Origin of the sequence: Streptococcus sp. k-163, from assembly GCF_013277555.1 — a bacterium.
GTDB lineage: Bacteria > Bacillota > Bacilli > Lactobacillales > Streptococcaceae > Streptococcus.
Map to the genome: position 1 here is coordinate 1 of NZ_VMND01000021.1, position 26,755 is coordinate 26,755.

Here is a 26,755-nt window from a genome sequence, read left to right on the forward strand (position 1 = left end):
ACTTTTTGGGATCAGTACATATTCAAAACCTTAATACGATGCGTTTTATCATGCAGGGATCTACTATATTTCTCCTCAAATTGAGGTTCTATATCATAGTAGCTCTACTTACTTATAGATTCAAGTTTTAATCCTCGATTAATTTATAAAAATCAGAATGCTTTAGAGATAAAGTCTAATCTTCTTTACGTTTTGCAGTCAATAGTGCTGCTGACAAGGCTAAGCTAACACCTGCTAAGAAGATAGCTGTATCAGATTCTCTCTCACCAGTTTCTGGTAAGCTATTTTGATCTTCTTTGACTGCTGAAGCCTTTCTTTCTGTAGTCTGGTTATTAGCTAAGTTCTGTACTGGATGCTCTGCTTTCTCACGAACTGGTGCTTCATGATTTCCTACTGTTTCTGGAACAGCTTTATCCCCTGGAAGTTTGCTATCTTGAGGAGTTCCTGTGTTTACCTCGTCTTTAAAGTCAGGTTTCTCATCGACTGGTGCTACCTGATTACCAACAGTCGATTGTTTCCCTTTGTATTCTGAAATGTCGTTAACTGCTCCTTCAACAAAGTTAGCACCTCCCTTGAATTCAGGGACTTCATTGACCGCTGCTTCTACAAAGTTAGCACCGCCTTTGAATTCCGGAACTTCGTTGACTGCTGCTTCTACAAAGTTAGCACCGCCTTTGAATTCTGGAACTTCGTTGACTGGCGCAGGTTCCTCACCTTTACTATTTGAAATAGATGGTTTTACTCCTACCTCAATAATGCGATCTTGAGCCTTTCTTTGTTCAGTATGAACCAGAGTTCTAGTAGTTCCCGATACTTGAATATAGTCAACTTTTTCTCCATTTTGTCCTTCAGAAACTACACGACGTTGACCTTGAGCAAGTTCAGGATTTTCACGAATAACTTCTTTAAATGGTAGCGGAGTCTTTTCAATTTCTAAGCTTGGAGTTTCTGCTACTAAGTTCTTAACTCCTTCTGTCGGAGTTGTTTGGAAGGCTGTCTTAAAGTGTAAACGATACTCTTTCACAAGATTTCCATCTTTGGAAATAAGACGCACGAGTGTTGGAAGATTAGTATTTCCAGGATTCACAACTGTAACTACTCCATGTCCACTAGTTGTCGCAGTGACTTTTGGTTGGGAACTCATTGCTGTTAGTGTATAATCTGTCACATTTGGATCAAAGTTTTCCAATGCTTTTCCATCAACCGAAATAGTGGCTGATGGTGTTTCCACTTCTGCTCCCTTGCCTGCAGAGTAGGCTGTAAATTCTACAACTGCCAAACCATTAGTAGTAGCCTTACGAGTCATGCGGGCACGAATAGCTGTCGTTTGAACCGGTTCAAAGTTAAACTCTATTGGTTTACCAGCTACTAATTCTCCAGAAGCTTTATAAGGGATTGATGCCCAATTTTCTGCCTTGTTGAATGGATGGTCAGCATTTTCTTCATAACGAGAAATCGTACTTGGTTCTGTAAAGGCAGGACCAATATATCTTTCTAGAACCATTTTCTCTGGAGCATCTGTTCCACTATCTTTAAAGAACTGAATAGCTACTTTTCCAATGGATTGAGAGGCAATTTTTCCATCCTTCTTAAAGACTAGTCCGACAGAAGTTTCTTGATTTTTCGGAGTACGAGACCAGTTTGTCCAACGTCCGTCTTCATTGTATTTTCCATCATTGATATAGAAAATTCTATCATGTGAAGCTGCTTGTGTATCGTTCGTTGTCGAAGCAAAGGCTTTAGAATCCGTTTCATTGTTGCTTGGATTTTCTGACAGAGCTTGGTTACCTTTAGAAACAACTGTTACCTGCATTTTGGTACTTAGATTTGTACCAATGACATGACCAGTTACCTCAAAACTTCCCTCATGTTCCGTTGCATGTTCAGGGACCGTATCCCATTGGACAGCAAGGTTAGATTTAACCCAACCAGCTTGTGAAGGATAGTAAACTGTCACTTCAGCAGGCAATTGAAGTTGATCACCTACATTCAAAGTCTTAGCACTATTTTCTGCAGCTACTGGTTGTGTTGACTCTTTTTCATCATCACGGAAGATGCGATATTCTTTCAGAACAGTTCCATCCTCAGCTTTTAAGATAAGACGTGTCGCACCTTTTTCACTTGTTGCAGGCACAACTGTTACCAGACCATTATTGCTAGCTGTTGCAGTGATTTCTTTGCTAGATTTAGGAATATAGTAATCAGTCTTAGATGGATTGAAATGTTCAAGCTTCTTGCCATCTACTTGGATAGAAATTTCTGAACTTGTAGAGCTCACTACCTTATTTCCAAGGACAGTTAGCTCTGTCAAACCAACACCAGCAGTTCCATCTGCTTTCTTCATGCGCATACGAACAGCATAGGTTTCTACCTTATCAAATGTAAAGTGGTTGGTTTTACCTGCAGATAATTGTCCAGGAGCTTTGAGGTGTTCCACCTCTTTCCAGTTAGCTTCATTATTAAATGGATGGTTGCTATCACGTTGAGCATTATTGACATCATTCGGAAGATCTGGAACTTCTTGACCGACATAGTATTCAATAACATATTCTTTTGGAAGACCAATCGCTCCATCAGTATAGAAATCAACTGAAAGATTATCAACAAAGCGCTTGGTCAAATCACCAGAGTTTCCAAACAAGATTGATGCCCAGTCATTATCAGTATTTGTTCTCCAAGTAGTCCATCTATTTTTAGCATCTGTAGGCGTTCTTGATACAGTCAGGTCGTTCAAAGCATTAGCCGAATCATCCCCTCCTGTATTGGATACAATAGCTGCTGGTAATTGTGAACCTGTCCATTGTTTAGAGATATTATTTCCAGCAACCACTTGACTAGAAACACGGACATGAGCCTTGGTGGTCAGATTGCTACCAACTAAATGACCATTGATTTCATACACCCCTTCAGTTTGACTAAAGTTAGCTGGTACCTGATCCCAAACCACATCTTTGTAGATAGTGGTTCCATTAGAATGGTAAGCACGTACACTGGCTGGCAATTGAACTGTCTCACCCTTAGGAAGAGTAAGGCTGATTTCCTCTGCAACTTGTAAGCCTTCAACCGTCACCGTTGCTTGAGCTTCAATATCTGTTCCTTCTACATGTCCTTTAAGGGTAAAGCTATGATAGCGTCCCAATTCTTTTTCATCTACCTTGTCCCAAGTCACAGCTACCTTACGAGGCAAGCCCTTATCAAATTCCGCTCCAACTTGGCTAGGTAAATTAGGCTGCTGATTAATATCTGTAGAGATAGAAACTGGATGAAGCTTGACAATTTTCTTCTCTACTTTATTTTCTCTAATCACCAATTCAGTTGTGACAGATTGTGTTTTTTCTGTTTGATTGTCAATACGAGGAGTTAGAGTAACACTACCCTTAGTATAAAGTAACAAGTTCTGTCCATTTACCTCAAGATGACCACCATCAGCTGACTTGACTTCCAAGTGGACATCTGACGCTGCAAATTCTGTCTGTGAACCATCCTCATAATGCCCAATCACATGATAAGGGAGAACTTGATCTTCTGTTGCTTTCTCTTTTCCTTCAACGCTTACTTCCAAACGAGTCAAAGCAGGTGCTTCCTTCACGAATTGAATCAAATAAGTTTGAACTAAATCACCCTTCTGGTCACTCAAGAAGACGGAAGCCTGATACCCATTATCAGCAGAAGCTTGTTGAACCGTTACCTGATAGCCCGTAGTCTGTGCTCCAACACTTGGAATTTTAGCAGTGTAAGGAAGGGATACTCGGTAATAAGTCTTTCCAGGCTCAAAGTTTTCAAGAGTCTTATCTCCAACCGTGAGACCTGTAACAGTACTTTCTGTTTCCTTGTCGCTTGCGATAAAGGTTGCAGTTACTTCACGATCGTCATCTGCCAATTTACCAGTTGCTTCAGTTCGTCCACCTTCTTTAGTCAAGGCGGCAGGATCTTTCAAAGTCCAAGAAACAACATCGGTATCAATTAAGCTACCATCTGACAAAACAGCCGTAACCGTTTTATCCAAATCAGCTGCCGTTGTACCAACTGGAACTGTTGCTACCTTAGGCAACCACTTATCAAGTGCAACTACCTTGACAAGGGCTTCAGCCTTAGTTTCGAGACCTTCGACATTACCGGATACTTTTTTCTCACCTGCGCTTGTAAGCAAGTCAGATGGCACTTTCCAAGTCACAGCTTTTTCTTCAACACTGCCGTCGCTATAAATAGCTGTTACTGTTTGTGGTAGTTCAGGATTGGTACTCACATCAGTTGTTGCCTTCACAGGAGCATAGGCTATAAAGTGACGGTTTTCTTTCTTACCAGACACAGTTGCGACCGTTGCGCTATCAGATGTTAAACCAGCAGAATCTGCATAAAGAGTAAATTTACCTTCTTTTTCTGTTGATTTTACAATGACAACTCCTTTACCATTGAAGGCTTTTCTTTGCCATGTTCCATCTGCTTGAGCTTTGTAGCGCTCACGGCTAGCTTGTTCTCCATTATCCACACCAACAATCTGTCCCTGACCATGAAGATTGAAATGAACAAGATTATTCGCTGTCGGAACAACATTCCCTTCGCCATCAACAATTTCGTAATGGATGTAAGATAAATCTTTACCATCTGCTGTGATAACATGCTCTTCTTTAGTCAGACGAACTCTTGCTGGCTCCCCAGCAGTTGTCACACTATCACGCGCAATTTCGTTACCATTTTCATCTCGAGCAATCGCAGTCAGTGTACCTGGTTGATATTTTACAAGCCACTCAAGATACAATTCACTTGGTTTAGCCCCCTCATGATATGGACGCCCATCCTCTGTTCTCTTCTTAGTAAATTCCTTTTTACCAAGCGACTGACCGTTTAAGAATAATTCGACATTTGCTGCATTTGAGAAGGTACGAACTGGAACCTTTCCATCAACCAGCATCTTACGCTCCTTAAGGGTCTCATCAGTCCAGTTCCAATGTGGTAAAATGCGAACAGTTGGCTTTTCTTTAGCACTATACCACTCACTACGGTAAAGGTAAAAATCATTCTTCGGTAAACCAGCCGTATCGATGATACCAAAGTAAGAACTTTTTACAGGTGTATTATCTTGGTTATGCCATGGAGTTGGTTCACCGATATAGTCAATTCCTGTCCAGATAAATTGACCAGCATAGCCAGCATGATCACGGTCAAAAGTCCATGACTCAGTAGCTGTTCTTCCCCATCCAACACGGTCATTACCATAGTCAGATTGTTCATAATGACGATTTGGACGGTTATCGTGTCCAAGGATTTGAGCAGGATTGTAATAAGAATCACGCGTTCTAGTAGCTGAAGAAGTTTCAGAACCATAGATGAGCCAGTCTGGATGAGCTCTACGAACAGCTTCATAATTGCGCTCTCCATAATTCATACCCACAGCATCCATGATTTCTGCAACTTTTAAGAAATCACCTGTTGCTGCACGACTAAATTTATTCTCACCCATGGTAACATAACGCTCGGTATCAATCGCTTTAATGACAGCCTTCAAACGTTTAGCAGTTTCAATAGAACGAGGACTACCATTCGCTTCATCTACCTCATTTCCAAGAGACCACATCACAATAGACGGATTGTTCTTATCACGTTCTACCATTGTTCTAAGATCAAAATCAGACCACTTCTCTCCCTTCTTAGCCTCGGGATGAGTCGCATCTTGATCAAAGAAACGTCCATAGTCGTAAGTCTTCTTGCCACCATACCAAGTGTCAAAAGCCTCCTCTTGAACCAAAAGTCCTAGACTCGCCGCAGCATCTAGCAACTGAGGGCTCGCCGGGTTGTGAGTGGTACGAATGGAGTTCACTCCCATATCTTTCAGAAGTTTTAATTTACGATAAGTAGCCTTATAGTTCTCTTCTGCACCCAAGGCTCCATTGTCATGGTGAATACTTACCCCATGGAATTTCATTCTCTCACCATTGAGAGAAAATCCTTCCTTAGCTGTCCAGTTAAAATAACGGTAACCAAATGTATCTTCTGTTACATCAACTAACTGGCCTTCTTTATAGACTTTTGTTTTTAGAACATAAAGTTGAGGATGGTAACTTTTCGTTGTCCAAAGAGTTGGCTGATTAACCAGGATATTCTGATTAAATTGTGCTGTTTCATTTTCTGCCAAACTCTTAGTTTCAGAACGAACTAGTTCTGAAACAGCTTTACCCTCCTTAGTGAAAATTTGTTGCTCCACAAAGACATTCGCAGCCTTTTTATCTGTATTTTTAATCTTACTTTGAACTTGTGTTTCAACATTGCTATTTTTTTGTTCAGCTAATTTTGGTGTTGTAATGTGGTTCCCATTTTCCGCAACATGGACCTTATCACGATAACTAAGGGTTACATCACGATAAATCCCACTTCCAGAATACCAACGACTACTTGGCTGCTTATTGGTCACTTGAACGGTAATGGAATTTTCACTGCCATCCTTGTTCAAAAATTCTGTAATATCATAAGAAAAATGATTATAACCACTTGGATAATGTCCTACAAATTTACCATTTACATAAACCTTAGAATCCATGTAAACACCATCAAAATTGATACGAACATCCTTGTTCTTGTCTGCTTCATTCAGTGTAAAAGTCTTACGATACCAAGCCGTTCCACCATTTAACTGTCCACCTTCGTTGCGAGCAGGAGACTTGTGATCGAAGTCAAAATAAATACTCCAATCGTGTGGTAGATTCAATTTAGACCAATCATGAACATCCACATCTTTTTTTGAAAAATCTCCTTGGGCGTTTAGTTTAAAGTACCAATCTTTATTGAAGTCTTGTTTTCGATCTGATAATAGCTGCTTCTCTGTTTCAACATCCGCTTTACTTGACTCTTTAGAAAGCGCTTGCGTTTTTTCAGAAGAAGATTTGAGATCTGCAGTCGGTTTTACCTGATCCTTTTCTGAAGTTTTCTTAGCATCCTCTTTTACATCTGTTTCAACTGCTGCTGTAGATTTCGGACCATCTTCCACAGTCTTTGGATTTGTCTCTTCAGCTTTTTGCCTCTCTTCAGCTTCGTTTTCTTCTCCTACCTTATTTGGAGTTTCAACTTTAGGATTAACCAATTCATGGTTACCTTCATTAACAGGTTTAGTAGGTTCTGTATCCTTAGTCACTTTGTCTTCTGTCGACTCAGCTTTTGGCTTTACAAACTCACGTCCACCATTCTCATCAGCCTTTGCGATAGCAGCTGCCACATCATCGGGAAGCTTATCTAAAGGCTGAGGTTGATGAACTGTTGTTTCTTCTGTTTGAGTATTGGATGAAGCCACCTCCTCAGCTTGTACAGCTGAAATACCAAATATACTAGCCCCAATCATCACAGATGCCGCACCTATAGCAAATTTACGAATGCTATAATGGCAACGTTTATCGAAAAGTCTTTTGTTCATTAAAATCCTCTTTTCTTTTTCTTGATGCTGAGTAAGCGCTTCCTTTTTTAGAAAAATAACTTCCTTCTGAACACACAACTAAGCATCGAGTTTGTTTTTTGTATATATTGAATATATCAAAATGAACAAAAAATTGCAATCTTTTTTATGATTTTAATATAACAAAAAAAGATTGAGGCAACATCCTATAACGAGAAGCTTAACAATGGATAAAGAATCTGGTCCGAAACTATCAACTATTCAAAAACCACACAGTGTTGCTTTCAGCTTGATGATGCTCAATACTGAAATCACTGTGTGGTTTTATTGTGACATTAATGTTTATCCAGGATTATTGAATAACTCTTTTTCGAATTCTTAATCCTTTTTCCCTCTTTTGATAAAAGCGGCAGAGAGAACTAGTCCAAGACCACCTAACAAGGCTAAAGTAGCTGATTCTTCTCCACCTGTTGCTGGAAGTTGATCTTTAACTTTAGCAACCGATGTTTGTGGTTGTTCTTGTTTTTGTGCTTGATCTGTTTTCACTGATGCACTTGCAAATTCATCGGACTTTTCAACAGTAGTTTCAACATCACGATTGCCACTGCTCATCTTATCTCCATCGACTTTATCAACCGAATCTTTCAAGTTTTCCTCTGTTGGAGTGACTTGAGGGCTTGCTGTTTCTTTATATTCTGGGACTTCATGGACAGCTGCTTCAGTGCCATTTACGCCACCCTTGAAGTCTGGGACTTCTACTACTGGTGATGGTAGCTTGTCTGCTTTTTCAATAGCTTCAGTATACTCGGGAACTTCATGGGTAGCTGCCTCAACTGCGTTTACTCCGCCTTTGAATTCTAGCCCTTCTACTACTGGAACCACATCATCGCCTGCTGTGCCAATAGCTTGAGTGTATTCTGGAACTTCATGAACAGCTGCTTCGACACCATTTACGCCACCAGTAAATTCTGGGACTTCTACTACTGGTGATGGTTCGTCACCCTTACTTGTAGTTGGAGCCGGTTTGGCTGGTTCCTCTGGAAGTTCTTGGTGGAATGTCGTCATTTCGTAGAACTCTGGTTTACCTCCTTCCCAAACAAGTTTCACATCCAATAATGGAGATTTATCTCGGACAGCAAATGTTTGGAAGCTTGAGGTAATCTCACCTATTTCTGACCAAGAATCTCTTTTATCTGATTTAAGAGTTCGAGCCAATACTCGAGCCTTCACTCCTTGCGGAAGACTTGAAACAAGTCGAATATGGTTGACATCTGTCGGTTCTGACAAGTGGTAGACCAGCTCACCTTGTTCTTTCTCAGCCTTATAGCTAGTCAATACCTTACCATCTACGAGGTTGGTGTAGAGGTTACCTTGGCTTTCACCACTGTTTCCTTGAACAGTTGGATCATTAATCGGTTTCACGAATTCGCCATCATTGATAACCAACTCAGTGAAGCCTACAAAACGAGCATCATAGTTAGCTGTAAATAGAACACGGAGATAATTGGCTTTAACTGGACTTGCAAGTTCACCCTCGATGTAGCGGTTTCCTGGCATCTTAGAATCATGTGTCCAACCATCTGTCAAGGAATCATCACGTGTCTCATTGGCAACACCATCACCAACTGTCACAAGATCTGTCCAAGTCTTGCCATCTTGACTGACTTGAATCTTACCATCACGGAGATAGTTTTGAGTGCCGTCTTGAATGTAAGCTCTAATTTTCTTGATTGCACGTTCACTACCTAGCTTCAAGGTGATATGACCATCTTTACGCGCATAGTCTGAAAACTCTACAAAGTTATTGTAAACTCCATCGAACAATTGATCCAAGTTCTTAATCTTACGAACGTCATTGCGACCATATGTTGGATGGATGCCCATTGATGTCGAATCAAGTGTGGTTGGTTGAATTTCTTTTGTCTGAACAAGTAGAGAGGTTGCTGTCACTGCTTGTTCTTGGTCAGTCTTGTTGACCAAACGAACATAACGTACCAAGGACTTATCTGTCACTTGATCAGCCGGATACCATTCTTGGGCATTTGGAGAATATTCCAAATTAAGGGATGGGTTTTCTGTACCAACCGCTTGAATGAGTTCAGCTTGGTGAAGACGATCAAGTTTCATACCCAAATAACTTTTAGCTGGAAGTTTTGTTCCGCTCGGAATTTGCATATTATAACGGCCTAGGCTGTCATAAACTGGAGTTGACTTCAAGTTCTCAACATTTGTATCAGTCAATTGGCTATTGCCTGTACGTGTTTCAACTGAGAAGTCAGCGATACGCCACCATAGGTTGGTGTTCTTAGTATTGCGAATACGGACATAGCGAGCTGAAATTGGAGTTTCGATTTCTTTGGTTTGTTCACCAGTCAAGCGATCCAATTCTTGCCATGAGTTACCATCTGCAGAATATTCAAGAACACCTTCTGCTAATTTATCTCCTGAACCTTGGTGGAGACGAACCTTAGTCACAGGTTTGACTTCGCCTAAGTCTAGTTGTACCCAACTATTTACTGGAGTTGTATCAGTTCGATCAGCATTCGCAAGCATGGCTTCAGTATTGTCACGACCGTCTGTAATCTGACCAACTGTCGTATTGTACTTGTACATAAGATTTGGACTAATCGTCACAGTAGCTGCCTGTTTAGCACGAGTAACTTCCACAGGGCGGTTAACAGCAATTTCTCTTACAGCAAACCAAGTATTATCACGATCTGAAGTCGCAATCATTCGAACAGCCTTGGCACGAATATTGAGTTTTTCATATTTAATAAGAGATTCATTTCCAGTATAGCTTGGTTCTGAAAGTGTTACCCACTCATCATTTTCATTTAGGTACTCAACCTTAGCATTGTTAAAGGTATCACGAGGATTTGCTTGAGTTCCCATTGCAAAGGTCAAGTTTTGGAGTGGAACAGCTTTGTTAAATTTCAAACCAATGTAATCACCAGTCTTGATACTGTTTGGCGATTTGATTAATGCATGAGTTCCCAAATCTCCATCAGTTACCTCAGCAAGTCCGCCTTCTACACCTGTACGGTTTGTGATAAAGGTACTAATCACTTGATCAGGATGCAAGGCTTTTTGAACTTCTGTTGCCAAGATTTCACGCAGTCCAAGCAAGAATGGACGGATATGTTGAACACCCAACTCAGCTTTTTCGTCATGGTCTACATAATGGAAGGTATAAGTTTGAGACTGTTCATATAGTTTCAATCCCTTATAGTAACTATCCCAAAGTTTTGCAGAATCGTTCTTTTCGATAGCCTCTGTACCATCAAGGAGAGCACTCAAGGCATCCATTTGGTCAATGGTATTGTCCAACCAATAATGGATTTGAGCACGCATCTTTTCATCACCAGATGCTTTATAAAGTTGAGCTGCAGCTTTTAGTTTCGCAAATTCTGCACGCAAGCCTTCACGCTCTGCACCAACATCTTGACCAGCTTTCAACTTAGACATGAAGGCCGCCAATTTCGGAGCAAGTTCAACAGACTCTTCCAATTTCACAACACGACCATCCATATTTTGGTTGATCATGTGTTTACCAAGTTCACGGAAGGCAATAGATGCTTCACTATCAGTAAACTTACCATTTTCAACAAAGTTAAAGGCGATATCGTTGACTTTCTTAGCTTCTTCTTCAGACTTCCATTGTTTCCATGCATATTGAGCTGCAGAGAAGAGGGCAATCTTAGATGGCTCGGATTGTTGCATTGGGTTCAACATGATACCTGAAAGAAGGCTAGGATCTACATTCGGATGAAGGAATTTCTCACCACCACCCAAGATCAAGTGTTGTTTAGAGTTATCTGTAACAGGCCAATTGACCCATAGAGAAACTGGACGGTAGGTCTTACCACCTGCAGTCAGGTTGTTCTTAAGATTTGAAAGGAAGTTTTCTGATACTTCACCCCAAATCTTACCACCAGTAAGGGTCATAGAGGTTGAAGTTGGAAGATTTTCATTGAGTGCTTTCAACTCATCTTCACGTCCATTACCCCAATACTGACCTGGGACAAAAATCATTTCCTTACGAAGGCCGACATAAGTTGCTTGTTTTTTAGTCAACCAGTCTGTCATGTCCTTCATCAAGCGGTTGTAGCTATTGTAGCCACCAACTGGACTTGGAGCATCATCGGCCAAAATACCGAACTCACGAACACCGACATCCATCAATTGAGTGAATTTAGCCTTAATGGTTTCCAAATCTTTTTGATAGTCAGCATCATTGCCAAAACGGATACGGTTGTTCATGAATGGATGGATGGTCCATACATAACGAGTCTTGTTCTGGTTTCCGACACGAGCCAATTCACGGATTTCAGCTAATTTCTCTTCTGGATAAAGTTCACGCCATTTCTTGTTGTGGTATGGATCATCTTTTGGTGCAAAGAAGTATTGAGTCAACTTCAAGTCACCACCATAACGCATCAATTCTGCACGGTCAGCATTACTCCAAGGATTTCCATAGTAACCTTCGATAAAGCCACGGTTCTTAATTTCAGCGTAGTCTTCAACTGTTACATTACGTAAGACTGGTGCCGCGCTCTCATTAAGCATGTGTTTGAGAGTCGTTAAACCGTAGAAGACAGCATCTGTATCTTTACCGACGATAGAGATTGTATTGTTCTTGATTGACAAGGCATAAGCATCAATTTTATCAAAGAGTCCTTGAGAAATTCCAGATACTTCTTTTTCAGCCTGTGAATTTTGACCATGAACACCAAGGTAGATGTTAGTAGCACCTGCCACTGCTGTTTGACTGCTTGTGTATGAGATTTGATGATCTTGTAGAACGCTCTTCAAGCGGTTACGAGTATAGATATCTAATTGATCTCCCATGACAAGATTGACTTGTTTATGGAGTTTCGTAACACCTTCATCGTAAGTTACTTTTTGTGGTGTTGGGAATACCTTGTATTCTTTCTTAAGGTAGTCTTGACTTTGGGCTGCAGCAGCAACTGCCTCATCACTTGTTGGCTTGCTAGCTACAAAGTTATCAGCAAGTTCAGTTGTACCATCACCCATTTCCTCAACTTTAGGTGTTTTTGGAGTAGCTGGCTCTTCTGCCTTGTTAGTAGAAACTGGTTTCAGAAGTTGAATTTCTGCGGCACTACCAAATCCTGCAACACCTGCTAGAACTTTTAATTCTACCTTATCCGTTTCAACTGCATCAAAGTTCACTGTTTTCTCTTTGGTATTGTTTTCCCAAGTTCCTGAAGCAACTTTAACCATTTGACCATCTTTTTGAGCATAGATTTCATAAGATGTCACGACACCATTACCACCACCTGGACGTGGAAGATAAGTCAAACCATTTACTTTTTCACTTGCTTTCAAGTTCATAGCAACTGTGAATGGTGCTTTATGTCCAGACCATTTTGAATGCCAGAAGGTGTTTGGATCATTGTCAAAGGCTTTTTCTACCGGACCTTCTGCATTGGTACCTGGTAATTCTTGACTAGTTGCAGAAACTGTAAAATGATCATTTGGAATCAAACGTGGATTGACAAATGGTTCATTTGACAACTCAGCACTATGTAAGATTCCTTTGAAACCACCGATCGTTTCAAGCGGCAAAACTAAGCTGTTATGAGCAAAACGAGGATTCGCTGGATTTGCAATCCGTTCAACCTTTTCACCATCTACATACACTTCTGTTGATTGTGGTTTGGTTACAACAGAGATTTGATAACGTTTGTTCTTTTCAAGTTTCTTATTGAATTGGATATGGAATTGTTCAAAAGTATAGGCAAGATAGCCATCCTTATCCGCAAGATAGAGTTGGTTGTTTCCACTTGTTGAGAATGTTTGTTCTCCGTCACCAGTTACAGTAACATCCATTTTCAAGACATGACTTGGTCCCGCATCACCAACTAGACCTTCGATAGTACTGTCTTTGTCGAAATTCAATCCTGCTTCAGTCTTCTTCACTTTCTTAGCAAGGTAATCTTTGACAGTCTCAGGATTAATCTTGAACAAGTCTTCTTCAGCTATAGTCTTTTCAGGGTTGGATTGAGGTGCATAAACACTTGTTGGTTGAATACGGTCTGCATAGGTCTTGGCTGCACGATCTGAACCCCAAGTGCGTTCTGCAGTAGACTGCATACTCTTGAAGAAACGTTTAAAGATATCATAAGAAGTAAGTCCAGTTTCATGGAGGTCAATATTATCATTCCAAACCGCATGACCACCACCAATGATATTAGGATTAGAGGCTTCTAGACGTGGTCCTCCACCTGTTGAGAAGTCATTTGGTGTCCAACGGTTGTACTGAGTTTCATAGTTAGCATAATCTCCATAAGCAGTTTGGCTATTACTACCACTTGGGACACTATAGGTTGGAACATCTGTGATATTGATAATCTTAGCACCTTGGGCAATTGCAGCTGCTGGTCGTTGCCATCCAAGGCTCCAGATATCCACTTCTACATCTTTCCAATCAACTGGCGTTTTTCCTTGTTTGGCGCTGAGTGATCCCCAAATACGTGGTGTATAACCTTTTCCTTTGATATACTTGATGAGGTCATTGACATAGCGACGATAGCTTTCTGGACTTCCATAGTACTCATCTGTACCGATATGAACGGTAGAAACTCCATGAAGGGGTGCATCTGGACCATCAAGAAGTTTATCATAGACTGACTTAACAAAAGCAAGTGTTTCTTCGTACTTATTATCCAAGTCCAACATAGCTACACGTTCTACATTATGTTTTCTCGCACTAAGCTGACCCTTGTACATCAAGTCTGGACGAACTTTAACGAATGAAAGGGCGTGACCTGGTGTGTCAATTTCAGGAACAAGGTTGATATGCAAAGCTTTTGCTAATTTGATGATTTCTTGCATTTCTTCCTTGGTATAGTGCTCATCTGATGTTAATTTTTGTCCATCCTTACCAACAATATCTGTCTCCACACGGAAGCCTGTCTTAGCATGCTCTAGAACATACTTGAGTTCTTCTTCTGGACTTAAGTTCTTACCTGCCAAGTGCTCTTTTAGGAAGATATAGTTATCATTTAGGTGCAACTGCAAGTCATTCATCTTGTAGTAAGCCATGTTGAGCATGATATCCACAAGCGTATCATAAGGGATAAACTTACGACCTGTATCTAGCATAAAACCACGGTGGCTGAAGCTTGGGAAGTCACGGATTTCACCGTTCTGTAGGTCTTTTTCTCCCATTTGAAGAAGAGTACGTGTAGCATAAAAAGCACCTGCATTTGTTGCAGCTTCTACTGTAATAACTCCATCTTTAATGCTGATACCATAGCCTTCTTTGCCATAGCCCTTATCTTCAACCTTTTTAAACTCAATGCGGTTTTGTGCTGCTTGACCACCTGTGGCGATTTCTAAGCCACGACTTTCAAGGTCAGTCTGATAGAATTTCGCTTCTTGGCCAAATCCAGAATCTCCGACTGAAATAACAGTAGATGCTGTAATAGAAGTTTTTCCTTCAGTTCCATACCATTGTTGAACTGCTGGAGCAACTGCTGGTTTGGTTCCAACACCTTCGTCTGCATGCAAGCCTTTAATAAGAACTTCAAATTCTTTTGTAAGGGTATGGCTATCTTTGACTTGTTGGACCATGACCTTAACAGTTTGATCTGTTAGAGGTTTGTAGATTTTGTTATTGAGATCAACAACACCCTGTTTGTTGCTACCAATCAAGCTAACTTGACCTGGCAACTTAGGCAAGACAAGTGATTTTCCATCTTCAGCAACTGTTAGTTCTGTAACTTGACGAATATCTGTTGGTTTGCTGGCATCTGGAATGTTTGAGTAGGCGCGAATTTCTTGAATCCCTACATTTTTCCAGTTCATAGTACCAGCTTGGTAATCTGTGATTTCAAGTTTAAGGTACTTCGCTTGAATAGCCTCTTTCAAATCAACTTTTTCATCAAGAAGTGGAGTTCCTGTTCTTTGATAGGCTAACTTCCATTCTTTAACTCCCGACTCATTCACATCATCTTGACCAGCATAATAGAGATTCCATGACTTGATATTGGGGTCATTTTTTTCACCACGAGCACGGCGATCCCAATCAATCTCCACATGCTTAATCACTGTTGTCTTTTCCAGTGTAAATTCGATAGTTGGTTTAGCAACGTTTTGGTCAGTTGCCCATCGAGTGTCAGGTTTTCCATCAATTGCCTTTTCTGCTGTGTATTGTGTATTTGCTTCATGGTTTGATGCTGTAGCAGAAGCTTTTTCTAAATGATTGACATCTGGAGTTTCGACCAAATCTTTAGTCACTGGCTGTTCAGATGGTTTAGCTGCTGGAGCTACTTCTTCTTTTGGAGTTGCTGCTGGTTTTGGAGTTGCTTCTTCCTTCGGAGCAGGAGTTTCAGTTGGCTTTGTAACTGTTTCTCCAGTATTTTCAGGCTGACTTTCTGTCTCACTTGGTTGAGTTTCACTATCCCCTGTCGTAGTGGCAGTTTCTGCTTTTTCAATAGCTGCTGCTATATCTGCTGGCAGCTTATCCAGAGGCTGAGCCTGTGTTATTGTTCCTTCTGTCTCAGCAGGTCCTTCTGTTTCAGCTGCTTGAACCATGCCAGCACCAAAGATACTAGCACCAATCATAACAGAAGCTGCACCAATCGTAAATTTACGAATACTATAATGACACCGTTTCTCAAAAAAATGTTTTCCCATTTTTTCTTATTTCCTTTCATACGCTCACAATCGTAAACGTTCTCATTTCCCTTTAGAAAAAGAGAGGACCTAGAGGTCCTCTCTGGGCATTCTTTTTTCTCCACTAGAACAAGCAGAGAGTTTGAGCTCCCTTTTAATGAAAACTCGTGTATATTCTAATCTTCTTTTCTCTTTGCAAGAAATAGAGCAGACATTGCTAGACTGAGGCTGGCAAGGAAGAAAAGATTATCTGACTTGCTAGTTCCAGTATTTGGAAGTTTAGCAGTCATTTCTTCTTTTGCTTCTTCTATCTTCATTCCTGGTTTAGAGCCATCAACCGATTGATATTCAAATGCCTGTACTGCTGGATCCTGCTGCTTCTGATTGAATTGATCTGTCGATGGAGTTTGTGCCTTACCTCCAACTTCTTCAGTTGATGGAGTCTGTGCATTTCCTCCAGGTTCTTCAGTTGATGGAGTTTGTGCATTTCCTCCTGCTTCCCCAGTAGATGGAGTCTGTGCATTTCCTCCAGGCTCATCAGCTAATGGGCTCTGTTGTTTAGAAACTGGTTTATAAACTACTGCATAATGTCCTAGTTGACTAGTTGTGAATTCAATTGTTCCTTGACCATTTGTAAAGTTTACTGACTCACCTGATGCTGTATAGTATACCCCAGCCACTTCACCAGAAACCGGTACTCTAACAAGGACTGCGCCTTTCGGCTGAACCTTATGATTATCCTTATCTACCAAATGAAGAGCATAAGCATCAAATTCCATACCTTGTAGGCTTTGGTCTGTTACTTTTTGAACTTGAAGGTGCATGTCTGGTGTCAAATCTCTTGCTAGTCCTGCAACTACAACTCCTGTGGATTTATCTGATAAGACACGAACCTCTTCAGTTGACTTGTCTACCGTAGGTGCTGCTTGGTCACCTGCTGTTCCCATTGCACCTGTATATTCTGGAACTTCATGGACAGCTGATTCTGCTGCATTCACACTTCCAGTGAACTCTGGAGCCTCTTTTACAGCCACTTCATCGCCTGCTGTTCCTATTACTCCTGTATACTCTGGAGCTTCATTGATAGCTGATTCGCCACCGTTTACACCACCTGTGAATTCCGGAACTTCAATGACCGGTGCTACTTGGTCACCCTTACTTGATGTTGGAGTTTCAGGTTTTGGTTCTGGAGTTGGAGTAGGTGTTTCATCCTTCAATTGATCAAGATAATCTGCAAAGTATTTAATCATTCTATTTGTTAAGAGATGGTTATCTGTTGCAAATTTCATGCTGGCAACAACACTTGCTACTTCCTCTTGATTGCTCTTATCAGCCAATTTTTGAGCTTTAGCTAAGGCAGCTTCATAGGCTGTAGTATCAAGACCTGCTTCAGTCACTTGTGGACGAGTGAAGATCAATTCTGCAGCTGATTGATATTGATTACCACCATCTCCGTAAGTTCGTGTTCCTGTTAGAACAATCTTCTTAGCTTTGATCGTCTTGCCAAAGTTGATATCTTTAGGTTTGTTATTATCAGCCCAATTTGTTGCATTGAAAGTATGTTCCTTACCTGTTTCATCAGTTACGACAAGAGTCACATCTCTCAAATTACCGTTTGAACCGGAACCACGTGGAACATAATGGAGACCAGTAATTTCAGTCGGTTCTTTCAAGACCATTGTAGCTGGTTTACCAACATCTCCTCCGCCCCATGATGTATGCCATAAACTAGATAAGTTTCCATCAAAGGCATTTGCAAGACCTTCACCAGCCTGAGCAGGAGCGCTTAGGCTTGCAAAGTCATCTGTCACAAGAGATGTTTTCTTCATCACTAAAGCATCTTTAAGAGCATTGACCTTAGCGATTTCTGCTTTAGCTTCTTCTACACTAATATCATCGTCTGCTTGACTGAGGTTGAAGACTGCTTCTTTCAAAGCATCCATCGTTTCTTTAGTATAGTTCTCCATCGAAACAGTCGGAAGATAGTTCTTAACAGCATTTTCTGCCATCATCTTACCAGTCAAGACAATTTCTTCAATTTGAAGTCTGTCCATGATGAAATCATTGTAACCACGGAAATTCGCATTACCACCAGAATCTCCACGAGTATTGCTTGCATTTCCTGTAGAGTAGATACCTACCCATGTATCGCCAGTTTCAGCACCTGTCACGAGGAAAGTTGCGCGTTTAGCTTTTTTAGAATCTGTCCATGAGTTTGGTAATTCATGCATTTCCAAATTACTTGCCTGTCCAGATTGGAATTCTCCTTTACCGACTACAAAGGCATAAGTATTGTCAGATCCAGCTTCATAGTCAAATGTAATACGATAGGTCTTACCTGCTTCAAAGCGGAAGTTTTGTGGAATTGTTTGGTAAACCAAGTTACGACGGCTCACAAGACCGTTTGTCTTGAGTGACCAATTTCCTTCGATAACGTCATCAACTTTCTTGCCATTCCAGTCACGTTGTGTGTATGGACCATGTTTTTCAGACAAGTGAGTACGGTTATCTTCAACACCTTCGATTCCACCAATAACAAATGGGAAGATACCTTGGCCGACATTTTCAAAGTCTTGTTTAAAGGTACCTGTGGCAGTATCGTGACCATCACCGTACATTTTTGATTCATTTTCAAAAGTACGAATTTCATCAAAGTAAGTTGCTTCATCGCCTGCTTCACGACTCAAGGTCAAGGTTACATTTGATACATCTGAACCTGTTGTAAAGAAAGCATACATGTTTTGGAAGTAACTTGTGTTATTAACAGTCGCATTGCTTCGACGAGTATTGTGAGCATAGGCTTTTACATAGTTGAGAGCGAGCGACTTGTTGGTGTAGTTAGTTACTTCTTTTTCACCAGTATTTACTGTAATACTTGCTTTAGCATCACTACGGTTATCCACACCTACATAAACTGCATATCTGGTATTCGGTTTCAAGCCAGTTAATTTTTGAGTCAGACTCACTTTTTCTTTATTGCCTTGAATACGAAGCATTTGGTTTGCACCTTGAGACTTCACGATTTCAGCCTTAGACGCATCTCCCGAAATCTTCCAATGATTCAAAGATTCGCTGTTAAATCCTTGGTCATAGATATGCATTCCTTCACTCCATGACATTTCAGGATTTGTTTGTTTAGAACGATAGAGTACATAAGGTTGATTTGCAGTAAGATCAAGAGTAATCTTACCGTCTTTCACGGCAACTTCTTTTTCCTCAGTCTTACCTTGGTCAGTTAGTTTATAAAGGTAAACTTTACCATTTGCCCAGTCGCTAGGAAGTGTCCAAGTTGTTGCACCTGCTTCAGTATTGAAGTAGTACATTTTTTCCTTGTCGCTCGCAAGCTTGTTACCATTTGCATCCCAGTTCCAAGGTGTCAAGTAGGCTGAACCATCTTGGATAACACGACCATTGAGCGTAACTATACGTTCACGATATTGTGGACTGTTGACATCATTTGATTTACGAGTTACCACAACCTTGTTATTTGCAGCATCGACCAATTCAACTTTCATTTCTGGAGTCCATTTATAAGTACTACCATTGTCAGTCATGGTTACTGGTTTGCCATCTTCCCATTTGCTGACTGTAAAGTGTTGGAAGTACTTAGTCATAACATCATGAGCAAACAAGTTTGTTACATAACCGTTATAGTCACTACGTCCTTGCCATCCTTCAAAGTCCTTCATACTATAACCGCCTAAAAGTGGGTAGTCAGCTGCACCACCATAACTTCTGTAGTCACCAACCCAAGAATCTTTTTGGTGGTTACGGATAAAGCGAGTAATGGCACTGTTAATACCTTTATTTGTATAGCCACCGTATGTCAAGTCAGCTGCCCAGTGTTGGAAGGTAGAATCATATTCACCACCATGGCCCCACTCAATAGCAAAGCGCCAACCTTGTTTGTTAATTTCTTTAGCAATAACGTGAGTTGCCCAGGCACCATTGTCACCTGATTGACCGTTACCCCAAACGTCGACATAGATGAAGTCTAGACCTTCACCCAATTCCTTCTTCAACTCTTCCCAACGCGCCAGACGCCCATGAGCCAGGTCATAACCAGCATCAATGTTGATACCTTGGTCAAGCCAGTTCCAACCGTAGCTATAGCTACCATCTGCATTTTTACGAAGAATATCTTCATTAAAATATTTAGACTCAGGATAGGTTTCTGAAGCGTTGACGTGAATACCGAGATGAGCTCCATATTTCTTAGCTTTCTCAATAAGAGTCTTAAAGTCTGCAACACCACCAATACGTTTACCGATGTCTGCATAGTTCAAGTGTCCAGAATCATGTCCTTCACTTCCGTATCCCTTAAGAAGTACACCTTGACCAAGACCATCGGTGTGGAGGTTGATCTTCTTGATACCATCCAAGGTCATGAGGAATGGGTTTTGCGCTTGTGAACCAAAGTTCATAGCGATACGGTAAGCTGTAATGTCTTTAACTTTTTCCCAACCTTGAGGGTTATTCATGATGCTACGGTAAGCGATGGCACCATCTTGCCAATCTACTTTATGGTCAGCATTGGCATCTTCAGTGATGACAACTTTTGCACTTGGAAGTTCTTTGGTATATTCTGGGAAGACAATACCATTATGAGCTTTTTCCCATTGCCATTCAGAACTATGAATTTCCACGTAGTTGGCATTACCAATCGTATTCTTGTAAGCTGTCAAACGTGTCCAGTCGTAAGAACCACCACCATAGCTATTTTGTGAATTACTCCATACACCTGCCGCAAGCTTGTCTGTTGAAACAAATCCGTACATATACCCTTTAGCTAATTCTTTCATTGGATTTGTTACTGCGATATGGTCATCACCACTTACATGAGTATTGTTTGACATGGTTGCCCCATCAAACTTAGCTCCTGCTTGGTCGCTTGAAACAGATACCAAGGCATTTCCTAGGAAGCTAATAGATGAGAGTAATTTTCGTTCATCATCAATTTTTTGTCCAGGTGTAACCTGGTTATGGTTCACAATCTTAGTCACATCAAAGTGAAGTTGGTTATCCACTACTTGCAAACGAACAGTCATATCCGCATTGATCAGATTAGCCTCATCACGGAGTTTCATTTCATACTCAGCAGTCGTTGCATTAACCTTTTTATAGGTAACTTCAGGAGTCACAGCGTGCTTGTTGATCACAACTTGATTAATTGGTTGCACTTGTCCTGGAAGCTTGTTCCCATTTAGAACATATTCTTTAACACGTGGGAAGGCTTGGTCGATAACTGCTTTCAATACTGTAGATTGAATAGTGTCGTATTTTACATTGCTATCATCTACTGTATCGCCCTTTTCTTTTTTAGTGGATTCTTGATCTGTTTTAACTCCTTCTTGGTTGTCAGTTTTGACATTGACAATTGTTTTTTCACTACTATTATAGGTTCCAGCTTTAAGAACGATTTTCTTCTCATCTTTTAGTTTGTCATTTACTGCAGATGGCAAGGTAACTGTGTCAAAAAGTTTCACATCATTATTAGTTGCATTGAGCTGTCCATCTGATTTTAGACTGATCATCAAGTGGTTGGTTGATCCATTTACTGGGGCTGCAACACGTCCACCTTGATACCAAAGTCCACTACCATTTGTCTTGTATTCCCAGAACCATCCACCTTGGTCATATCCTACAAAAACGTTGTTGTCAGTGTCTTTGAATTTCATGAAAACACCAAAGCGAGACTTACCTGTTTCGGATTCTTCTTTAAAGGTCAAATCAACGGTAGCATTCCCATTAGCATCTACTGTCAAACCATCTTTTTCAAACAAGGCTGGCTTTTTACCATTGTCATTTTGAGCAGTTGAAGCTAGTTGGTTGTAACGAACTCCTTTTTCTTCGCGGACAGTTACTGTTCCCTGTTGTTCTTTCTTTTCAACTGTTTTCCATTCTGGAGTGACTTCTTTTGATTCAGTCGGTTTAGTTTCAGCTGGCTTGTTTTCAGCAGGTTTATTTTCTGCTGGTTTGTTTTCTGCCGGCTTATTGTCAGCTGGTTTTTCTTCTTGAGGTTTATCCTCTTTTGGTTTTTCTTCCTTGTTTTCCACTTGTTTATCGAGAGCATCTAGACCAGCTGGTTTCCTTGTTTCAATACCCTTGATATAGTTTTGAATCCATTCTAGCTGAGCAGGTGAGAAGAGTATACCACCACTACGTTTACCAGAGACACCATTTTGGTGGATACCAATCAATTTCCCATTTTCATCGAAAATACCGCCACCACTGGCACCTGGTTCACTTCCTTGATAGCTAATTCCACGAACACCTTCTCCGTGATTATTAATATCCTCAACGGTAGTATTCAAAATTGGATCAAGCTCTCCTTTTGGATATCCAAATACATGAACCTTATCTCCTACCTTAGTTGTTGCAGGCTTCTCAGTCACTTCAACAGGTGCATTTGCAAGAGGTGTACGAAGCTTAACAATTGCCAGATCATTTTTATATCCTTTGAGGAACCCTTCACGATCCCAGTGTTTCACATCATTCTTACTGAATTTGACGTCCGGTGCCCCTTTGTAAGAAACTGTATAGACATCTCCATCACTCTCAACATTATCAGCTACCTTACGATTATTACCATCTGGAACATCTTTGATAAAGTTATGAGAAACAGACAAAACGAGATTTTCCCCAATAACGATACCACTACCAAGCCCTGCAGCACTTTTAATTTCGACAGTCGCACCGTAGTTTAATACCCCATTTTTTGTTTTAGCAACATCTTCTGGGACTAGGCTTTTATCTTCTTTTTCTAGTTCTTCTTTTGAGGCAGTGTGCCCATTTTCTTCAGCCTTATCAAGTTTTCCACGTAGTTCTTCAGGAAGAGTATCTGAAACTGCTGAGCTTGTTGCAGTTTCTTTTTCTTTTGCCAACAATTCTTCTTCAGTCTTTGGTCCTTCAGTTACTTCAGGAGAACCTTGGTCTTCACCAGCTTTTGGTGCCTCAAAATCATGCCCTCCGTCCTCTTTAGCATTTGCAAGAGCTGCAGCCAAATCTGCCGGCATATTTGCTGTTGAACCTGTTTGTGCAGAATCTGCTAGGACAGTACTAGTTCCAAAGAAAGCTGCACCAATCATGACAGAAGCAACCCCTAATGAAAATTTTCGAATACTATATTTACAACGTTTTTCAAACAATCCTTTATCCATTAAGTCCTAAATCCTTTCACTATATACGTAAGCGTTTACATCTACTCTTCAAAAAAATACTCCTTTCTGTCTAAAAAGTGTAACACTTACGTCATTAAATAAAAAATAATTACACTTTTAATATAACAAATGATAGACAATAAAGCAATAGAAAAGATAGGAAATGACTAATTTTTTCTTTCAATCCTAGTAAAATTAAAGTATAAAATCTCCAAAATACTCTAGAAAAATAAAATGCATATCATCAAATTTTTCCAATATCTGATAATATGCATTTTTCTGATTTTAAAGATTTTTTAACCAACTTCATACAGTTTAGAAAAAAAGAAGTTGATTCTCAATTTGAATTTTTCTCTTTTATATATACTTCCTTAACAAAAACCAATTCCTGTGGCTGGGACAAGTCTTCTCGGTAGTTAAATCCTGCAAAGCTTAACTTACGAGCTTCCTCCACCGTCTGTACTTGATTTTCAATCAGAGATGTCAGAAAAGCTCCACGCGCTTTCTTCGAAATAGTTGAATGAATCTTCAGCTGACCACCCTTGTCCTCCATGAATTTGAAGGTCACCATTTTTTCTCTAATTTCCTTAGAAAATACAGTCTCAAATTCGGATGACAAGAGGGAGAAAATCACTTCTTCCTGCTTCACAGATTCATCATAGACTGCCTTCCAATGGCTCTTCAAAGTCTTACCAGCGACTTTTAATTTCATCAAAAAGTCCAAACGGTGAGGTGCCATAGGTGACAAGGCTGGAACGACACCGTACAAAGCCGAGGTGATAAAGACATGATTTTCAAGATAAGCTTGTTCCACCTCGGTCAACTTATCTCGCTTGATATGGCGATACATGAGCCCATCAAAAAGTTTCAAGGCTGGGTAGTGTTGAGCAGTTTTCCTTTTCAAAGCTTGGATATGTTGAAATTCTTCCGCTGCCTTCTCAGCTGATACCTTATAAAAACTCTCCAATTGACTAGCAGAATAGAGGGCCAAGGCATCAAGTACGGCTTGACTTTCTGGTTTTAAAGGAGCATCTTCGATACTTGGCAAGTCTGTGTTCATTTCTTTTGCTGTTGGGATTAAAATTTTCATATTAATAGTGTAGCATATTTTTTAGCCGCTACCAAGAAATTCATCTAAAAAACCTCGTTTTGAGCGAGGTTTCTTTGCTTATTTTGGCCATCCTAACCACATAGCCACGAGAACAAGGGATATTCCAGCTAAGCTTGTTAAGATAGATAAGAATTTACCTTTTTTCTCCTTAAACAGAGAAAAACCTATCTTCAAAGCGAGCAGTCCGAGTAACATTGAAGCAAGCATCACATAAAACCCCATTTCTTTGTCCTCCATTAGGCTTAATTTACCTTATTATAACATATATTTCTTAAATAAACCTTTTTTATACTCAATGAAAATCAAAGAGCAAACTAAGAAACTAGCCGCAGGTTGCTCAAAGCACAGCTTTGAGGTTGCAGATAAAGTTGACGTGGTTTGAAGAGATTTTCGAAGAGTATTACTGGACTTTAAAGGTCTTGAGATAATTATCTTTTCCTACTTGACCTTCAAAAGTTTTACCATTTTCAAGATAAGGAAGGTCATCTGATACAGAAGCCTTGACCTTGTAAATCTTGCCATCAACTTTAAAGAAGTAGACGGTATCGCCCTTGATAACAGCTGATTTGAGGTCTGCTACCACACCCTTGATGCTTTCTGTCGTTTCATTGTCAATTTCAAGGTCGTTTTTGTTTGCGTATTTGCTGAGTAGTTCTTCCACTGTCGTGGCTACGATAACATTTTGGTACTCGACTGCGTCTACCAGGGCATACTCTTTGACCAAGCCAGCATTGTCCTTCAAGCCCATGATGTAGAGAGGCTTGTCATTGAGGTTGATGAGGATTGGGAAGGTTGCCTTGTAGGATTTCTCTTGGACAGCACCTTCGGCTGATTCACGTGCTGATTCTTCGGTCGCAGAAGCCAAGCTGTACTTCGTAATTTCTCCTGTCCGCATATTTTCAAGGATGAAACCAAGATTACTTTCATCTGCATTGGCTGATGTCACACCTGTGTATAGATAGATGTCATTACCGATAGACAAGTAATTATAACCCTTGGTAGTCTGGGTCACGTTTTTCTTGGAAATCATGGCATTCAAGAAACCATCCTTGTACTTGCCGTTGTAGTTGATTTGCTCAATGGTTTCCTCAGCTGGATAGACCCTGTCCACCCATTCTGGAACTTCAGCCAAGCTGTATTCCTTGGTTTCTCCATTTGTAGCATCCAAAATAATGACTGAAACAGGACGGGGAACCGCAAGTCCAAATTGCTTTTGGTAAACCGTTGCTACATAGAAAGGATTGCCCTCATCGTCCACCTCAAAAGATGGAGTCTTGAAGATCTTGGTTGGGTACTTAAAGCGCAGATGACGCTTGACATCGCGGTTAAAATACTCCGAGTCTGAATATTTGATTGGTGTCTTCAAGTCCACCAAATTCGCATTTCCAGTTACCATGTCCACCTTGATATACTCGCCGATTCCCTTAGCTTGATTATTAAACCACTTGATAGGATCTGCATATTCTAGTGGCGTAACCCGATAAGGCTTTCCATCAATCGTCAGTTGGGTATAGGTATCTGCGGCTACATATTGCGACACCTTATCCGTTAGAGAACCCAAGTAGCGGTCACCAATTTTCTCAGCAGTACTTCTATCTAGAATAGGAACCTTACTGGTATCAGTCTTAGGAAATTCAGTAAAGTCTTTTTCCGTAACTGTGACTACATTAGCATAATTTTTAGCCTGAAAAATGCTGGAAGTCACCAAGGAAACCAAGGCTGCTAAGAGAAGAATCCCTCCAATAGAAACAAAAAGAACTTTACCTAACCGATTGATTTTGAAACCCTCAAGATTTAAGGCAGCTTCCGCCTTGCCGTGGCGCACATGAACTGTTTTGACCAGATTGATTCCCTTGCCAAAGCCAAATAAGATTGCCACAAGCAGCAAATGCCCACAGAGAAAAAAGAGAAATTCCCAGCTGGTCAGGTTAAGAGGCGGTAAAAAGATATACCAGGTCGTTGCGATAAAAATAAATTCAAAGACTATTCGTTTCATTTGCTTTCCTCCTAAATGATTCGTCCTTCCAAGTGATCCAGTTCATGCTGGCAAATCTGAGCTGGGAAGCCTGTCAAGGTAATAGTCTGTTCCTGCCACTTGCTGTCACGATAGGAAATCCTTATAGTTTCATAACGCTTAGTTGGTCTCACACCTACCAAGGACAAACAGCCTTCTTCTGTCTCATAAGGTCCTTCAAAAGACAGGAGCACAGGGTTAAACATGACAACAGGAACCAAACCCAGATTAAAGATAATCACTCGCTTCTGTACCCCAATCATATTGGCGGCCAGACCCACACAGGTCTCACGATTTGCTAAAAGTGTATCCTGTAAATCTCTAACAAGATACAGATCATCCTGACTTGCCGGCTGAGAGACTTGAGATAAAAACAAAATATCCTTCACAATTTTCTTTTCCACTTCCTCACACTCCTCTTGCTTTTTACTATATTATAGCAATTATAG

At 40.5% G+C, this 26,755-nt stretch carries 7 protein-coding genes; all 7 read right to left on the reverse strand.

Annotated features, from left to right (window positions below):
- Positions 1–175: 175 nt before the first annotated feature.
- Positions 176–7,402, reverse strand: coding sequence for an SIALI-17 repeat-containing surface protein (locus HT731_RS08220; protein WP_173278470.1), 7,227 nt, complete (start codon positions 7,400–7,402; stop codon positions 176–178).
- 357 nt (positions 7,403–7,759) lie between these two features.
- Complete coding sequence (locus HT731_RS08225) at positions 7,760–16,042, reverse strand: SIALI-17 repeat-containing surface protein (RefSeq protein ID WP_173278472.1); 8,283 nt, start codon at positions 16,040–16,042, stop codon at positions 7,760–7,762.
- Between the two features lie 155 nt (positions 16,043–16,197).
- Positions 16,198–23,181: a SpGH101 family endo-alpha-N-acetylgalactosaminidase gene (locus HT731_RS08230; RefSeq protein WP_173278474.1), complete on the reverse strand. Its 6,984-nt coding sequence runs from the start codon at positions 23,179–23,181 to the stop codon at positions 16,198–16,200.
- A 337-nt stretch (positions 23,182–23,518) separates the two neighbouring features.
- Complete coding sequence (gene yaaA, locus HT731_RS08235; protein ID WP_173278476.1) at positions 23,519–24,271, reverse strand: peroxide stress protein YaaA; 753 nt, start codon at positions 24,269–24,271, stop codon at positions 23,519–23,521.
- A 78-nt stretch (positions 24,272–24,349) separates the two neighbouring features.
- Positions 24,350–24,514, reverse strand: a complete 165-nt coding sequence (locus HT731_RS08240; protein ID WP_173278504.1) for a DUF3953 domain-containing protein — start codon at positions 24,512–24,514, stop codon at positions 24,350–24,352.
- Between the two features lie 178 nt (positions 24,515–24,692).
- Positions 24,693–26,288, reverse strand: a complete 1,596-nt coding sequence (locus HT731_RS08245; RefSeq protein ID WP_173278478.1) for a hypothetical protein — start codon at positions 26,286–26,288, stop codon at positions 24,693–24,695.
- An 11-nt stretch (positions 26,289–26,299) separates the two neighbouring features.
- A complete protein-coding gene (locus HT731_RS08250) occupies positions 26,300–26,710 on the reverse strand; it encodes a peptide deformylase (protein WP_173278480.1) in 411 nt (136 codons plus the stop codon).
- Positions 26,711–26,755 lie beyond the last annotated feature (45 nt).